The sequence below is a fragment of the Lactobacillus sp. W8093 genome, assembly GCF_016100925.1.
Taxonomy (GTDB): Bacteria; Bacillota; Bacilli; order Lactobacillales; family Lactobacillaceae; genus Lactobacillus; species Lactobacillus helsingborgensis.
Genome location: NZ_JACFRL010000004.1, coordinates 51,132 through 69,461 on the forward strand (window position 1 = coordinate 51,132; position 18,330 = coordinate 69,461).

At 37.6% G+C, this 18,330-nt stretch carries 8 protein-coding genes; 1 reads left to right on the top strand and 7 read right to left on the bottom strand.

Going from position 1 to position 18,330, the window contains the following annotated elements:
* Positions 1-271 precede the first annotated feature (271 nt).
* Entirely contained in the window at positions 272-11,173 is a 10,902-nt protein-coding gene (locus tag H3T47_RS03695) for an SLAP domain-containing protein (RefSeq protein ID WP_199282594.1), read from the top strand.
* 159 nt (positions 11,174-11,332) lie between these two features.
* Here the strand turns inward: H3T47_RS03695 and glmU are convergent, their stop codons facing one another.
* The 7 genes from glmU to metG all read right to left on the bottom strand — a co-directional run bounded on the left by glmU (position 11,333) and on the right by metG (position 18,241).
* Positions 11,333-12,718 carry a bifunctional UDP-N-acetylglucosamine diphosphorylase/glucosamine-1-phosphate N-acetyltransferase GlmU gene (gene glmU, locus H3T47_RS03700; protein WP_199282595.1) on the bottom strand — a complete coding sequence of 462 codons (1,386 nt, stop codon included), beginning with the start codon at positions 12,716-12,718 and terminating at the stop codon, positions 11,333-11,335.
* Positions 12,719-12,779: 61 nt separating this feature from the next.
* Positions 12,780-13,610 (bottom strand): pur operon repressor, encoded by an 831-nt coding sequence (purR, locus tag H3T47_RS03705; protein ID WP_038524010.1) that lies wholly within the window; start codon positions 13,608-13,610, stop codon positions 12,780-12,782.
* A gap of 130 nt (positions 13,611-13,740) precedes the next feature.
* The gene (locus H3T47_RS03710; RefSeq protein ID WP_038524013.1) at positions 13,741-13,974 is read right to left on the bottom strand and encodes a Veg family protein; all 234 of its coding nucleotides are present in this window, start codon (positions 13,972-13,974) and stop codon (positions 13,741-13,743) included.
* An 84-nt stretch (positions 13,975-14,058) separates the two neighbouring features.
* Positions 14,059-14,952 (bottom strand): 16S rRNA (adenine(1518)-N(6)/adenine(1519)-N(6))-dimethyltransferase RsmA, encoded by an 894-nt coding sequence (gene rsmA, locus H3T47_RS03715; RefSeq protein ID WP_199282596.1) that lies wholly within the window; start codon positions 14,950-14,952, stop codon positions 14,059-14,061.
* Positions 14,942-15,511: a ribonuclease M5 gene (rnmV, locus tag H3T47_RS03720; RefSeq protein ID WP_046327566.1), complete on the bottom strand. Its 570-nt coding sequence runs from the start codon at positions 15,509-15,511 to the stop codon at positions 14,942-14,944. Before rnmV ends, rsmA begins: the two co-directional genes overlap by 11 nt.
* A complete protein-coding gene (locus H3T47_RS03725; RefSeq protein WP_199282597.1) occupies positions 15,498-16,265 on the bottom strand; it encodes a TatD family hydrolase in 768 nt (255 codons plus the stop codon). The genes rnmV and H3T47_RS03725 overlap by 14 nt, the downstream gene beginning before the upstream one ends.
* The gene (gene metG, locus H3T47_RS03730) at positions 16,265-18,241 is read right to left on the bottom strand and encodes a methionine--tRNA ligase (protein ID WP_199282598.1); all 1,977 of its coding nucleotides are present in this window, start codon (positions 18,239-18,241) and stop codon (positions 16,265-16,267) included. The genes H3T47_RS03725 and metG overlap by 1 nt, the downstream gene beginning before the upstream one ends.
* Positions 18,242-18,330: the final 89 nt, after the last annotated feature.

Genomic DNA, 18,330 nt, shown 5'->3' on the forward strand with positions numbered 1-18,330 from the left:
CTGCTATTTTTGTTAATTATTTTGTTTAAAACAATTGCTAAATGAAATTTTTATTAAATTTATTTGGCTTTAGTTATAAAAATTTTGTTATCTAAATTATAAGTAGCATTGTATTTTAAAAGTCCTGTTATGTATAAACTAATGATATTATAATCGCAATAATTGACATTTATATAGGCATCTACTAAATTGATAATTGTATAGCAGTTGCAAATAAGAAAGGACATTTGTTATGTTAGGAAAGAATAATAACAATGAACGGGTGAAAAAAATGGCAATGCAAGCTAAGCAAGACCATTTCTCAATTCGTAAATTGAGTATTGGCGCTGCCTCAGTATTGCTTGGCTTTACTTACCTAGGACTTAGCAGTAAAACAGTTAGTGCTGATACTGTTATTCCACCCCAACAAATAAGCAAAAAGTCAAAAGTAACAGCAAAAATTGACGCTCAGGCAACTCCCACTCCTACTCCTAGGGATAATGCTGCTCAAAATTCAACTACTGCTACTAATAATATGACCAAAACCACAAAGCCAGAAAGCGAACCAAATTTAGGAACGTTTTCTGGCTTAAGTTCTTTTTTAAGGGAAAATAGCAGCAATAGTGAGCAAAGTAATGCAGAGGTCAAAACGGACGGCGAAGACACCAATGCGGTTAAAGATGACAAACAGAATTCTGTCACTGACAATGTGCAAAACGATAATGCGCAAAACGATAATGCGCAAAAAAGCCAAGATAAAACGGTTGATTCTACCGCAGTTAATATTTCAGATAGTGCTCAACCTGAGCAAAAGCAAGACAGTTTAACTAGCAAAATCACCAATAGAGATTTAAGAGATGCTGGCGAAAAAAGAAGCGTAGGTAACTGGAAGGACTTTATTAGTGCTCTAACAGATAGTAGTGTAAGCGAGATCGATATCACCAATAATATTAGTGCTGACAAAGATAAACGCCACTCCAACTTTCAAGGCAGAAAATTATTAATTAAGTCTGCTGGTAATGCGAAGTACACTCTTGACTTCAAGGGTATCGATCCTACTCTTGCCAGTAATTCTTCTTTAGATATGACTTACGAAAACCTGATACTGAAGAGTACTGACTATTATGGTGTCATTAATACCTCTAATATGAATAGAGACCAAAAAGCTAGAGTTACTTTTAGAAATATTGTCTTTTATGGTTCACAGTTAGTCTTTACCAGAAATAATACCGATATTATTTTTGAAGGACAAATTCATGCGGAAACTGTCAAAATTCCAAGTAGTGTCGGTTGGTTATTTGATGGTAGCAATCAGCAACTTTTAGAATTTACCAATAGCAATAATAGCATTACTTTTAAAGCGGGTTGCCACTTTGACGGTTCAACATTTGGCGGCACCTTGATTGAAATGAGAGGAGAAGGCAACTCCTTAAATGTTGAAGAAGGAGCAGTTGTTAACCTAACCCCACTTAAAACGTACGACGGCACAAATGGTGCTAATAACAGTGAACACGGCAATCCAGTCAGTGCCATCTTTATTAGTGATGATGGACAAGTAACTGTTCATGGTCAGGTGAACATTAACATCGGACAAAGTGAAGGAATTAATTATGCTGGCAAACAAAATAACGGTCAAGCCAGAGCTATTTACCTAGATAATGCCAAATCAAAAGTTAATATTGGTAGAGGCGGCATTATTAACGTCAACACAAATGGTAATATTTCTACAAGAGATAAACAAAATTTGATTTATATTGGGGGTGACTTTGCCATTAACTCCGGCGGTGCTCTCAAGATTACTGGGCAAAACATGGGCAATTATACTGGTTCGCTAGTGCAAATTGATGGTACAGCCAATGTCCAAAACGGTGGTTTTGAAATTCAACTAGTTGGTAATGCCGGTACAGGTGCAATAAAGCTGGTTGATGTAGCAAACACCGGGCAATTGATTGTCAATAACCCAACATCTCTTGTTTTAGATGCTCATCTGAACAACAACGACCGCACCAGTATTATCGGTGAAAACAAAATTACCGTGACAAATGTTCGTCAATCCTTAAACCTTAGTGATCTTTTGAATGGATCAGTTGATAGCAACAACAATATAGTGCTACCGCCTTTCCATGTCTTACAAGTTGAAAAAACCGCTAAAACTGTTGCAGTTAACAATTTGGAAGTTTTAAACGGTCAAAGAATCTTTGACTTAGAAAAAGCAAAAAAAGATAGTCCACAGCTTAATGCTATTCTCAATAAAGCGCCTGAAAACTTCCAGAAATTGCTGCAAAAGTACAATCATCAAAGGTATGACCAGCTCTTTCGGGCTATCGTCGAAGCAGCTTTTTCCAGCAAGGATAATCCAGGCTACAATAACATCAGATTTACGCCGGCTAATCAAAGTGGGTTCTTAGACATAGACCCAGAAGATGTGACAGTAACCAGTCAAGAAGATGGTTCAAAACTAGTCAAAGGTCATGTATTATACTATGATCCTGCAAAAGATGGTCCTGATAGTGATAACTTTTTTAAGAATATCTTACCCGGTGGTACTGAAGCCTATGTTTTAGCCAGGTTTAAAGATAGTGGTGTATACAAAAATGGTCAACCTGTTATTGATTCCACCATAGCTAATCCATACGCTGAAACAGTTGATACTTATCGCGGTGAAGCAAATGATTTAGCAGCATTACCTACCAAATTTGCCGCTAAAGTAGCTCCAGACGGCACCTTTACCATTACTATTCCTGCTGAAATCACCACTAAAATGGCTAAAGACGCTACAATTCAACTAACTCCACATGCGAACTTTATTGAATACAGTCCGTTAGACGTTGCCAATGGCGTTCGCCCTACTACAGTTAGTCTGGGAATTAAACCATTTAGTGCAATACAACAAGAAGCAGCTCAGGCAATTAAAGATGCCATTAACAAAGCTAAAGCCGATAAGCCAAATAATTTGACTGCAGATCAGGAAAAAGCATTCACTGACGCACTGAATGAAGCCGCTAAGTATGCCGCAAATAGTAGGGACAGCAATTATGATTCCAGCAAATCAGTTTACGGGGTGCAACCTTCCAAGACTGCGATTAGCGAAGTAAATAATAGAAAAAAGACGGTTTTAGACTTGGTTGAGAAGGCTATACAAACAGTCCAAAGTCAAGCAGAGTATGAAAATGCCAAAAAGGATGCAAAAGATAAGTTAGCTAGCCAAGCTAATGAGCAAATTTCTAAGTTTCCTTCACAGACAGAAAAAATAAATGCAGCAAAAGATAAGGCAATAAGCACTGTTGATGCTCCGGAAACAAACTCTACCAACCTCAATCAGGTTGTTAGTGACGGGATTGATGCCATCAACCAAATTGGTAAAGATTATCGTGAAAATGCCAGAACAGACATCAAGCAAGCAATTTCAAACGTGGAAAATGCTATTGCTGAAGCTGCTAAAGATGACAACGTCCAATCGCCTGTTGACGAATTGATTACTGGTTTAAAAGATCGGCTAAAGCGACCAAAAGAAATCGTTGCTACCGAAGGTGATCTTGATCAAGACGATAATGAAAAAACTATTGATAACCATCAAAAAGAAGCAAAAGGCGCAATTCAAGGCGTTCAGGATACTATTGCTGCCGTCAAAACTTTAGAAGATGCTGCTAAAGAACAAATTACGCAGCATGCAGATGATAAAGAAGACATTCAAAATGCCTTAAATCAGGTGATTAAAGATATTATTAGCAGCAATAATCCGAAAGAAGACGTTAATAAGGGTCTTGATCATATTAAGGGTACCCATACCGGTAAGCAAAAAGACCAGGCAGCAAAAAATATTAAAGAAGCAGCTACCCAAGCTAAAGAACGGATTCAAAATTCTGGTTTATCTGAGGATGAACAAAAACAATATCTTGATGACATAGACCAAGTTGTTGCTGCTGCAACAGTTACAACTGGTGATACCAGTAAATCTATTTACGGCACTGATGATGACGAAATTATCAATAAGAGAAAAGCTGCTGCTAAAAGTTTAATTAACAAAGCAGCTGCTAAAGCAGAAATTGTTGGTTATACTAAAGTCTATGAAAATGTCCTCGGTCAAGTTGGCAAAGCCGAAACCGCCATGACAGATGCCTTAGCGGCAATTGATAAAATTGAAGATAATGCTGCAAGTAGCCAAAATATTGTCCAAGCGGAAAAAGCAGCTAAAGAAAATATCTTAAACGCATTTAAAGAAAATGCTAAAGCACAAGTTAAACAAGATGCAGATACTGCTAAGACTAATTTAGGAGTAACTAAAGAAACTAATATTGATGACGCAGTCACCAATGCCGGTAACACGATTGACAGTCACAATTCTGCTACTGATATTAAACAAGACATTATTAACGGTAAAAAGAATGTTTTAGACGCTTATAAGACAGCTGTTAAAGCGCAAGTTAAACAAGACGCAGATGAAGCAAAAAGTAATTTAGGAGTTGAGCAAGAGTCTAATATTGATAACGCGGTCACTAATGCTACCAACACGATTGATAGCCATGACTCACTTACCGCTATTAACCAGGATATTATTGACGGTAAGCAGAACGTTTTGAGTGCTTATAAGGCTGCTGCTAAAAAGCAACTGGAAACAGTTAAACAAGACATTGTTAACAAAATTCAGAATAATCCTAACTTAACGGCTAAAAATAAAGATGAAGCCTTGAATAAAGCCAATGATTTGCTTACTGGTAATCAGGGATATTACGACCGCATTGATATGGGAGAAACTCCAGCAGACATTGACAAAGCTACCAAAGAAGGTACTGCTGCATTAAACGATTTGCTTAACGAACAGAACATCAAGGGCCAACGCAATCAAGCTATTACGGATATTCAAACTGCTAGAGACAAAGCAATTGCTGAAATTAAGGGCAATAAGAACCTGAGTGATGCAGATAGTACTAAGTATCAAGATCTAATTAACGCTGCAGCCGATAAAGGGATTGCCAATGTTTCTCAAGACGAAGATGAAAATGCAATTGAAACAGATCGAGACAATGCCATTAAAAATATTACAGACTATCAGAATAATGCCGCGAACGCTGCTACCAATAATTTAGATCAACAACACAAAACTGCAATTACAGAAATTGAAAATGCAGCTCAAGCAGCTAAAGACAAAATTGATGGCTTTGCTGACTCCGATTTAAGCCCTGAAGATAAACAACATTTTAAAGAACTGATTGCTAAAGACTTAGCTAATGCCAAGGCAGATATTAATGCAGCTAAAGACACTGATGGTATTAATTCTGCCAAGCAAGCTGCTAAAGATAGTATCAACAAGGACTTGGCAGCTGCTCAATTGGCGGTCGCTAAATCTCAAGCAAATAAAGCTTTGCAAGCCGAGAGAGAAAAGGACTTAGCCACTATCAATCAGGCTTTTGCAGATAATAAAATTAATAGCGAGCAAAAAGACGCCTTAACAAGTAAGATTAATGGCTTCTACGAAACAGCAACCAGCAAGGTTTATAATGACTTTACCATTGACCAAGTAGTTAAAGATAGAGATGACGGCGTTGCTGCTATGGCTAATGTTGCTGGCAGTATTACAAGCGAAGAAGCAAAATTCTTAGAGCAACAAAAAAATGAGGCATTAACTAACCAAGATAATGGACTAAATTCTTTAGCTGAAACAATTCGTGCGGATATCGAACAAAATCCTAACCTTTCCGGTCAAGAAAAGAATAGCTACTATGGAGAAATTGCTGCAGCATTAACGACAGCAAAAACTAATATTCAAAATGCCACTACTAAAGAAGAAATTGCTGCAGCAGCTAATGCTAGTCGCGAGGCCTTAAATAAAATTCGCGATAAAGCAGCCCTACAGTCAACTAGAAATGCTGCGCTGAAAGAATTATTGAGCGTTTACAACGATGTAAACGATAAAATTTCAGGTTTACAAAATGTCAATAGTAGTACAAAAGACGGGCTAATTAAGCAGTTAAACGATGATTACAATGATGCAGTTAACAAAGTTAAGAATGCTCCTATTGATCAAGTTGATACTGAAAAGCAAACAGGCAACGATAACATGCGTAAGGTAATCCGGGATGCTCAAAGCCTTGATACCAATATTAATAACGCCAAGAACGAAATTGATAAAATTGCTACACAAGCAATTGACAACATTAATCAGTCTTCAATGTCTGGTGCTGATAAGAGCAAGACTATCTCAAAAATAAATGACGAACGGGATAAGGCTAAGCAAAATATAGAGTTGCAAAAGGCTAATGATGCAGTTGATCAAGCTAAAAGCGACGGCAAAAATGCTATTGACCAAGTAGTAGCAGATGCTACTGCTGCTGATTTGGCAGAGGCCAAAAATAACAGCGAAAAAACTATAAAAAACGCAGTTCGTGAAGCAATTAATAGGTTGAATTCCTCCTATAATTCGCTGACCGAAGAAGAACAGGCTGACGCTAAACCCCGATATGATCAGGCAATCACAGCTATTAATCAGGCTGCTGCTGATGCCATCAACAAATTACAAAACGTCAAAAGCAAAAATGACGTCAATAAAATAACTACCGATACTATTACTGTCATTAATAAAGCTGAAGCCAGCGGCAACTTGGCAATTACTAAAGCGCAAGCTAGAAAAACTATTAAAGATGCTGCTAACGAAATCAAGAATAGCCTGAAAGATAAGGCAGATCAAGATAGCGTTGATTCAATCATTGATACTGCTAATTCAGCCATTGATGCGGCCGAAGAAAGCAATTCAGTCTTGGACATTAAAGATACTGCTATTAAGCAGATAAAAGCTATTAAGTCTACTGCAGATGATAAATATGCTCAGGAAATTAAACAGGCTAAAGCCGGTGCTATTAAAAAGCTTACTGAAGAACTCAACGGCCAAACTAATAATCCTGCTGTCCTGGGAATCTTATCTCAAATTGACCAAATTGCGGGTTTAAGCGACCAAGAAAAGGACAAATATAAGAGTCAGGCAGCGGATGCTAAAAATTTAGCTGTTAACCAAGTTAATGGTCAACAAACTGAAACCGATATAGATTCTGCTAAGAATACTGGAATTATTAACATTGACAAAGCTTTGAGTGCTGCCCAATTACAAGCTGCTAAGAATAATGCCAATAAATATTTAGAAGATATTGCCGAAACAGCTAAGAATGCTATCAATAGCATTGACCAGTCAGCCTTAAGTGACGAAGAAAAAGCCAAATTGATTGAACAAATCAATTCAAATAAAGAAACGGCTATCCAAAATATTAATCAAGCACAAACTTCAACTGAAGTTGAAAAAGCTAAAGCAGCAGGCGAAGGTGCAATTAATGGTATGGTGCAAAATGCCAAGAATAATGCTGCTTTACTGGAAGAACAAAATGTCGCATACAATAAACTTGTCGAACAAGCGCAGAAATTAAGCGAACGCTTAAAGAATGACCTGTTGCAAAATAAACTTGATCAAAGTCAGGTTGACGAATTAAGCAATGCTATTAGCGCAGCTTTAAGCACTGCTAAAACCAAGATTTCTGCTGCAACTGCTCAAGATAAAATCAATGATGCCAGAAGTAAAAGTGAGACTGCTCTTAACAACATTGGCAGTGATATTGATAAAGAAGAAGCTCTAGCTCAAGCTCTAAACGATCTACAAACTGCTGCCAATAGCGCTAAAGCTAAAGCTGCTAAAACTGAAGACAGCGCTGTCGCTGACAAAATGAAAGCCCAAATAGACCAAGAGCAAAAGAAAGCTGCTGCTAATATTATTGCCGCTAGAAATAATAAGCAAAACACTATTACGCAAATTCAAACAGCTGCAAGTGAAGGCATTACCACAATTAGCAAATTAGGTGATGACTTTGATAATAAAAATCAAATAGTTAAAGGCCTGAAAGAATATGCTGCAAGTGCCAAAACTGATATTGATGGTTTAGACTTAGCCGGTAATGATGTCGCTAGCGGATATAATGATATTGAACGAGTTTTAAATAACTTTATTAGTTTAATTTATGCCGGTACAAGTGATAAGCTGTCACAGTTAGAACAAGATGCCAAAACAAATATTGATCAGGCCAAGTTGCCAAGTCAACTGACTGCGGAAAAAAATAATCTGATTAACAAGTTTAAGGAATACCTTAAAAATAAAGGGGAAATTGCCAGTGCGGCAACTAATCTAGAGCAAGACCAAATTGAAGAACTGCAAAAGCAACTTGATGAAGCCGTCAATAGAACCATAGATAAGATTGCGGGAGTTAAACTTGAGAATACTTACGAAAATGCACTAGCACAAGCTCAAAATGCCCAACAAGGTAAAGCTCAACAGGATGAAATTCCTAATTTCGGTAAAAAAGAAATCGACCGTATTTTCCAAGTTGCGCAAGAAAAAGCCGAAATAGTCAAAGCTAAACAAGAGGCAATCTCTCAAGTCGAACAAGCTCAAAAAGAAGCAAATGCTGCTATAGAAAAATCAGGTTTGTCGCCAGCAGACCAGCAAAAGCAGAAGGAACAAATTCAAAAACTTGTGGAAAAAGCGAAAACTGACATTAATTCTGTTCAACAATCTGAAACAGAGCCTAAAGACCAAATAAATGGCAAACGAGATCAAGCAGTTGACAAGTTCAGTGCCATTAAAGATCAAGCCGCCCTAGCTGGTCAAAAGACAAAAGCTGAAGGTATTCTAAAGGATAAACAAACTAAGGCCCATAATATAATTGATCAGTCTCAATTAACTGCCAAGCAGAAGAAGGCAGCTAAAGCTGCAATTGATGATGCTTATCAACAGAGTTTCCAGAATATAGAAAAGGCTACAGCAATTAGCGACATAGATGAAACAAACATTGGTCAAAACATTGATCGTCTGTTAACTAAACCTGAAACCGGCACTGAACCAGAATGGTTTAATGATGAGCAAAAAAATGCTTTTGCAGGTGCTGATGGCGTGACTGGCATCAAAAACGCCTACAAGACATTAAAAGACAGATTAAAAGATAAACTGGCTCAAGAAGTGCAAGATCGTATTGATGAACAAATAAAAGCTATTGATGAAGCTCAAAATATCCAGACTGTCAGTGCTGCTTATGATGAGACTATGACTATTATCAATAAGGAAAATGCTAAAGCTGACATTGACGAAGAAGCTGATAAGGTTACTAAAGAAATTGACGGTAATGATAAATTATCTACTGAATCAAAAGACAGGCTGAAAGAGCAAATTAAAGCTGATAGCCAAAAGGCCAAGGATAAAATTGATGCAGTTAATGCTCCTATAGGCGATACAACTGACAAAAAGAACCAAATTGATAAAATCACAGAAACTGCCAAAGCTGATATTAACAGCGCCGGTAATGCTGCCAAAAATGAATCCATTAGTTTACTTAAAGCAGAGGCAAATAACGATTTGGCTGATAAACACCAAAAAGCAGTTGCTGAACTAAAAGACAAGTTTGGTGAAAATGCCGATACCACCAGCGTTGATCAAGCCTACCAGGATCATTCACGTGTCAATGGTGATTCACCTGCAGATATTGCAGCTGATAAGATTGCAGCTGAAAAAGAAATAGCTAAAGGTTCGGTAATTGACACTGCTACTAACGCTAAAAACCATGTTGATAAATTAAAACATCAGGATGGTAACGATTATACTGATACTGAAAAACAGGCAATAAAAGACCGCATTGACCAAGAAGCAGCTAAAGCCAACTCGGATCAAACGGGCACTATTGCTCAAGCTCAAGATTCTACTGGAATAGAAACTGCCAGAAAGGATGCAGTTGACAAGATAAGCAGTATTATTGTAAGTGATAGTAAAGAACTTGAAGATGTTTTAAACAACAATAGCAAAGTACAAGAAGAAAGACTGAAAGCCGCCTATGATTCCGCTGTTAAGGCTCTTACAGACAGGTTTAAGGATAAAGCCAACACCACTAGTGTTGATCAAGCTTACGAAAATGCTAAAGATGCGCTCAATGATCCTGTCAACGCGGATAAACTCGCTGCAACAGAATTAGCTGGTGAAAAGGCAATTGCTGCTGGGGCTCTAGCGGAGGTACAAAAAGCAGCTACAAGTGAAATTCAGTCCACTGGCAAATACACTGAGCAAGAAAAGAAAGCTATTATTAACCAAATTAATACTGATCTGAATACTGCAAATAATGCGCTTAATCAGCCTGAGGTTAATGACAGTCAGACAATTACTAAACTGCGTGATGATGCTATTAACCAAATTTATCTTGATGCTACAGATTCTACTACTATTGACCATATTCTTCATGATAATAGTCAGCACGAAAATAATCATAGCTCTACCACTCAATCTGTCCCTGCCCCAGTTGACAATAAACCTGTTGATAATACTGGCGAGGAAGAAAAAGAAGAACCAGAACTTGATTTAAGCCATGGCGAAGAATTGGCTTTAATGCACAATGCCTACCTATATGACAAAAATGGTGAGCGTGCTAATAAGGTTGTCCTTGGTGCCGGTTCAGTCATTACTTCATATGGCACCAAAGAAATTAACGGGAAACACTATTACATTCTGGTTGATCGAGGCAATAAGAACCAAGTCTACTATGTTGCTATTGGCAATGTAGTTTCAACCAGTCGAAAATTAAAACATAATGCTTATGTTTACAATAAACATGGCAAACGAATTAAGAAAGCGGGTGTGTTAAGAAAAGGCAATAATATTAATACGTACGGTAGTGCAGTAACCATTCGGGGCAAGAAGTACTTCATTATTGCTAAAAACCGTTATGTTAAGGCTACAAATATTGCAATTCAAAAAACTGCAGTTACAGCTGTTACAGCAATCCCGGTCAACGAACCTGTGACTGAAAAGCAGCAACCGGTGGTCGAAAAGACTATTATGCATAGTTCATATCTGTATGATCAAAACGGCAAACGTGCTAATAAACTGATTATTCTTGCAGGATCAACTGTTAATACGGTTAATTTCCAAATGATTAATAATAAAGGCTACTACATGTTAGACGATGGCTTATTCATTGCCGCTGCAAATATTGACGCTAAGAAACTTAAGCTGAAACATAATGCTTACGTTTACAGTCAACACGGTATTCGGATAAGTAAAAAAGTTTTGCATAAACATAAAGTTGTCAAAACATACGGCAGCGCAGTCAGAATCAACAATAAGAAATATTATATTATTGCTAAAAACAAATATGTTGAGCAAGCTAACTTTAAATAGTTAACTTAGTTTAAATAAAATAGCCCTTGAGTTATTGAAACTCTAGGGCTATTTATTTTCTTAACAAAATTAAAAAGAGTTGGCAGATTTCATTAGCGTGATTAATTTTTCAGATTAACACATTTATTCCAACTCTTTTTATTTTAAATTATAGCTAACCTATTTCCATTCAGGATCATTTGCAAGTGGCAATTTATGCCAATAATCTGGCTTATTCACTTGCCGGCCACGCGCAATCGCCATATCATATTTAGCTACATCTTTAGTAATTGTTGAGTCTGCTGCTACAAAAGCATGATCAGCAATATTAACCGGTGCCACTAAGGTAGCACCTGAACCAATAAACGCATGATCTCCAACGTTAGTGTGTTCTTTTTTAACGCCATCATAATTAGCAAAAATAGTGCCGCAACCAACATTAACGTCACGACCTAAAGTTGCATCCCCAACATAAGTTAAATGACCAACTTTAGAATTCTCACCAATTTCAGCATTTTTAATTTCTACAAAATTGCCGATATGTGCGCCCTTGCGAATAATAGCTTTAGGACGCAAATGTGAATTTGGACCAATATCGGAAAAATCAGCCATTTCTGCTTCTTCAATAGTAGATGAGGTGACAGTAACATGATTGCCTATTTTCGAATCAACTATGCGTGAGCCTGAAGCGATTATAGATCCTGACCCAATCTCTGTATTGCCTTTAATAACCACATTTCCTTCAATTTGAGTATCACAACCAATTTTAACATCTGCATCAATATAAGCTGTGGCAGGATCAATAAAGGTAACTCCATTTGCCATGTGCTTTTCGTTAATTCGTTTTTGCATCAGCTGATTAGCTTGAGCTAAAGCGGAGCGATCATTGACACCAATGCTTTCGGTAAAGTCACGCATTTTGTAAGCACCAATTCTTTGTCCTTGACGGCGTAAAATTTCCAAAACATCTGTTAAATAATATTCACCTTGGGCATTATGGTTATTGACCTGTTTCAGGGCTTTGAAAAGCTGTTTATTGTCAAAGCAAAAAACACCAGTATTAATTTCGTTTACTTTTAATTCATCAGGTGTCCCGTCTTTTTGCTCTACAATTCTTAAGACATTATCCTGTTCATCACGGATAATACGGCCATAGCCATAAGGATTAGGAGCCTGAGCAGTTAATACTGTAGCTGCATTGTCCTTACTTTGGTGATAGTCAAATAATTTTTGAAAAGTTTGACTTGTAAATAATGGCGTATCACCAGTTATTACTAAGGTCGCACCATCTTGATCTGCCAGTTTATCTGCAGCAGTTAAGACAGCATCTCCTGTACCTAATTGTTTTTTTTGCAAAGCAAATTCAGACTTGCCAGCAAGAACTTTTTTTACTTCTTCCGCACCATTACCAACAATCGTAACTATCTTATCTGGTTTAATTGCCTTAGCTGCATCCACCACATATTCGACCATAGCCTTGCCGCACACTTGGTGTAAAACCTTATATAGTTTTGACTTCATGCGGGTTCCCTTGCCAGCCGCCAGAACAACTACGAATTTTTTCATTAACTTCAGCCTCTTTTATATTCTTGAATAATAATTATCATTTAGTATATCATTTCTTAAACTAAAAGCGGTCAAAATCCGTGTGTGCAACTAATGAACCAGGTTCTGCCATAATGACTTTTTTCTTATCATCTACTCGTTTAATTTTAACTAAAGAAAGGTGCCCTTCAATTAATTTAACATCATCAAAATCTGCTTCGCATAATACACAAACTCCAGCAATGTTGCTATTAAATTCTTTGACTAATTGTTGCATACCAGTCAAGGTACCACCTGCCATCATAAAATCATCTACTAGCAGAACATTGGAATTTTCTTTTAATACCCTAGTCGGTAATTCCATTTTGGAAACACGATCAAGCGAAGAAGAAATATAATTTACAGATACAGTTGCCCCCTCAGTCACCTTTGAACGCTTGCGCGCAATTATAAAAGGAACATTTAAGTAACGAGCAACTGCTTGAGCTAGTGCAATTCCTTTAGTTTCGATAGTCATCACAATATCAATATTTGAATAAGCATAACGTGTTGCAATTAATTTGCCAATCTTATCCAAGTCTTCCGGATTACCTAAAATATCTGAAAGGTAAACGAACCCTCCAGCCAAAATACGATCTGGATCTTCAATCCGTGTTGCCAACTCATTTAAATAATTCTGAGCGTGCTTTTTGCCCCAAAAGGGAATGTAACGCACACCTCCTGCTGCTCCTGCTACAGTTTCCAATATGCCGTCTTGATTATTTGCTAATGTATGTTTTAAAATTGCAAGATCCTCTGAAATTGATGATTTTGCTGCACCATACCTTTTTGCAAAAAATGGCAGCGGAATTAAGTCATGTGGTCGTTCCATTAAATATTTAGTCATATCTACTAATCTCTCTGAACGTTTCATAGAATCTCCTTTCTATTGTTTGTCTTTTGCCAGTTACTACTATACACTCAACCGCAAAAAAAGGCACTAACATTTTACCAAATGTTAATGCCAAAAGATATAAATTTTAGACGGTCAGCTTTTAAGCTGATTAATCGAACTTTAAAGTAATGTTTTTGGTTAACAAATCCGTGTAACTGTATGAAACATGTTTAAAATTATTTGAATCTTGATCTAGGTCAACCACAAAAACTGCGGGAAAGGTCTCCTTTAAAACTCCTCGTCTTTTGGTAACCTTCTTACGTCCTGCTCTTGCAACTACAGTTAACGAATCACCTAAATGTGAATCCAGCTTACTCTTAATGGTCATAATAGATGTTGGCAATGAAAACAACTCCTTTGAGTTGTATTTTACCACTTTATTATTATTTTTTCAATTCTTTTTAAAAACAACCCCAGAATATTTTCGTCATTTTTTAACCGGCACATTGCGGGCAATTTCCACAAACTGCTTCAGTGTCAACTGTTCTGGTCGAACCCGCTCATCAACTCCTAAGGAGCTAATTAGGCGCAACCGTTTTGTACTGTCAGGCAGAAGTGTTTTTAAATTATTATTTAATGTTTTGCGTCTTTGTGCAAAACACATTTTAACCACCCAGTTAAAATGTGCGGGATTATCAATTTTTATTTTACTTTCTTCCGGCAGCGGCTTTAATACCACTACGCTTGAATCAACCTTGGGTCTAGGAATAAAAGAGCTGCTTTTAACCGTCAAAAATGACTTTACGCTCATTTCCGCTTGAACCGCAATTGTCAACGGACCATAGTTTTTTGTTCCAGCATGTGCGCTTAAGCGCTCTGCTACTTCTTTTTGCATCATTAAAGTTAAGTTTGTAAACTGCAACGAAGAATTACTAAGGAAGAAAATAATAGGTGTCGTAATGTAATACGGTAAATTTGCGACTACTTTAATTGGTTTAGCCAGGTCAAAAAATCCTGCTAAATCTTCTGTAAAGTCAGCTTTTAAAATGTCTTTCATTTTTAATTTAAAAAGCTGGTCAAGAGGCTGCCCGTTTACTTTAGCCGGTAATTCGTTATACAAAATCTCTTTTAGATTCTCATCCACTTCATAGGCAAAAACTTTGGCCCCTGCAATTAGTAGTTGCTCAGTTAAAGAACCAATTCCTGGTCCTATTTCAATTACCTGATCATCAGGTTGAATTGCTGCTGCTTCGACTATGCCTTGCAGTGCAGCCAAATCTACTAAAAAATTTTGACCCAAATTCTTTTTAGCACGCATGAAATAGCGGTTAATAATTGCCTGCGTTCTAATTGGAGAGCCAATAGGAATTTCATTGCTCATTTTTAGCCTCCTCAACTGCTTGTTCTAATGTAGAAAGCGAAATACCGAACGTTTGTAATCGTTGGTAAAACTGCTTAGCATTGCCGTAACCAATTCGCAGTTTAATCCCCACTTGCTCACGCAATTTACGAGAATTAGCTCCACTAGTTAAACCAAGTTTTTGATATTTTTCTTTTGTCAAATCACTACTCGGCTGCTTGTTTTCGTGCAAATCCGATAAGGCTTTGGCAAGAGCTTCTTTAGAGGCATGTTCAACGCCTAAAGAGTTGCCCTTCTTCTGAGGCTCCCCTTCTTTGCGAGAAATAAACGCTTGTTTAGCAGTCGGCACTGCAGCAGTCACCAATCGTCTTATCCGTTCACCATTTAAATCAGGATCAGTCAAAACAATTATTTCTCTTTTGGTTGCTAATTCCCGTAATTGCGTTAGTACTGTTTCTGGCACATCCGACCCGTTTGTCTCAATTGTTTCAATTCCCGGAAAAAATTGCTTAAGACGAATGGTATCATCTTTCCCTTCAACTACAACCACGGCGTTAAAATGTTTTTTAGTTAAGACCATAGACCCTCATCGTATTTTCGTATGTTGCCTGCGCAACTTCATTTAGTGAAATTCCCTTTAATTCTGCTATTGCTTTTGCCACGTAATAGACATTTCCCGGTTCATTTTGTTTGCCGCGATAGGGCTTTGGTGTTAAATATGGCGCATCAGTTTCAACCAGCAAACGATCTAAAGGAGTTTTACGCGCTGCTTCATGAACTTCTACCGCCTTAGTAAAGGATACGACACCAGAATATGAAAAGTAGACATTTAGAGCTAAAAATTTATTCAACCAGGAAACGTCCCCATTGAAACTGTGTAAAATGGCACCGTATTCTAAGTTGCTATTTTTTAAAATAGCATAACAGTCTCCAAAAGCATCTCTGGTATGAATATCTACCGGCTTTTTTAGTTCATGAGCCACTTCAACCTGTCGGGCAAAAACTTCTTTTTGGAAAGCGCGAGGTGACTCGTCCCAATAGTAATCTAAACCTACTTCGCCCAGAGCCACTACACCGGGCATTTGCAGCTGCTCAATTAAAAGATCTTCTGCTTTTTGATCATAATTTTTAGCCACATCAGGGCAGTAGCCAACCATAGCATAGACTTGGTCAAAGCGCTGACTTAAATCAATTGCTCTGTGATTAAAATCTGGATCTTGTCCTGCACAAATTACCTTGGTCACACCAAGCTTTTGAGCACGATCTAAATAAAATTCTTCTTTGCCACGAAACGGTTCATCTTGTAAATGAGTATGGTTATCAATTAATTCCATTAACTTAGTTGGGCCCCAATTTCATGTTCGTCACCGACCAAAGCCAGTTTTACTTCACCATGTTTTTCACTGGAAAGCAGCATGCCTTGGCTCAGATGACCTAACATTTTACGCGGCTTAAGATTAGTGACAGCCAGAACCTTTCTGCTCAGCAGCTCACTGGCATTCGGATAATATTGTCTGATACCACTTAAAATCTGTCTTTCATCGCCGTTGCCAAAATCAAGCTGGAACTGCAGCAACTTTTTAGAGCCTTGAACTGGTTCAACAGATAAGATCTTACCAACTTGGATCTTAACTTTATCAAAATCAGAAATGCTGATTTCTTTATCCTCACCTTGTTCACTGCGGCTTTGTTTCTTAGGCTTTGCCTTAGCCATTTCATCCTTAATGTATTTAATTTCTTCTTCCGGTTTTACTCGTGGGAAGATTGGCTTGGGATCAGCAACCACTTTTGTGTTCCATGTGCAAGCGCCAAACTCAAGTTGTTTCAGTTCGTCATTGTGCCAATCAAGTCCTAACTGACGGTACATTTCAACCGGTGTTCTCGTCATTATTGGAGCAATTAATAGGGCAATAATGCGCAGACTTTCTGCCAAGTTTGACATTACCCGCGCTAATTCGGTAGTCTTGCCTTCTTTATTTAGTATCCACGGTGTTGTTTCATCAATATATTTATTTGCACGGTTAATAAACTTCCAGATATCTTCAATCGCCTGGGTAAAGTGCAGGGTATCCATTTCTTTCTTGTAATTAGCAATCACTTTTTGGGCAGTCTGCATCAAGTCTTTACCAAAATCATCCTGATCTTGTGCTACTGGTTTTACTAAGCCATCTTGATATTGATTAATCATTGAAGCGGTTCTATTAAGTAAATTACCCAAGTCATTAGCCAAGTCATAATTTACCCGTTCTACAAAATCTTCTGGTGTAAAGACACCATCGGAGCCAAATGGTAAGGCACGCATTAAGTAATAGCGCAAAGCGTCAACACCATAGCGGCTGATTATTGATTCAGGGTAGACCGCGTTACCCTTGGACTTAGACATTTTACCGTCTTTCATTAATACCCAGCCGTGACCAATAACATGCTTAGGTAATGGTAGTCCCAAAGCCATCAACATAATAGGCCAATAAATAGTGTGGAAACGAACAATTTCCTTACCGACTAAATGAATATCAGCAGGCCAATACTTTTTAAATAAAGAGTCGTCATCTGACCCATAACCAAGCGCTGTAATATAGTTAGATAACGCGTCTATCCAAACATAAACAACGTGTTTAGGATCACTAGGAACTGGAATACCCCAAGAAACTGTTGTTCTAGTAACAGACAAGTCTTCCAAACCAGGCTTAATAAAATTATTAACCATTTCTTTCTCACGGGTGTGGGGCAAGATAAAGTCAGGGTGTTCTTGATAATATTGGTAAAGCCGGTCAGCGTACTTACTCATTTTGAAAAAGTATGATGGTTCTTTAACTAGTTGGACGTCGTGACCTGAGGGCGCCTTACCGCCAATCACATTACCATCATCATCTTTATAAACTTCAGCCAGCTGGGATTCGGTAAAGTATTCCTCATCTTCTACTGAATACCACCCAGTATATTCGCCAAGATAGATATCGCCCTGCTTTAAAAGTTGTTCAAATATTTTTTGTACGCCTTTAACGTGTTCTTGATCAGTGGTACGAATAAATTTGTCATAAGAAATATCAAGGCTTTTCCACAACTTTTTATAAGTAACAACCATCTTATCTACAAATTCTTGCGGTTTAATCCCCTGCTTTTCCGCTTTTTGCTCAATTTTTAATCCGTGCTCATCAGTACCAGTTAAAAAGAAGGTATCGTAGCCTTGGCTGCGTTTATAGCGTGCCATCACATCAGCTGCGATTGTGGTATACGCATTACCGATAGTTAATCGGCCGGATGGATAGTAGATTGGTGTTGTGATATAAAAAGTTTTTTTATCAGCCATATTCATTTTCTCCTTAATTCTCGCTTAATTATACTATATTATACTACATCACTAAAAAAGGGAATTCCTCTCGGAGTCCTCTTTTTTGT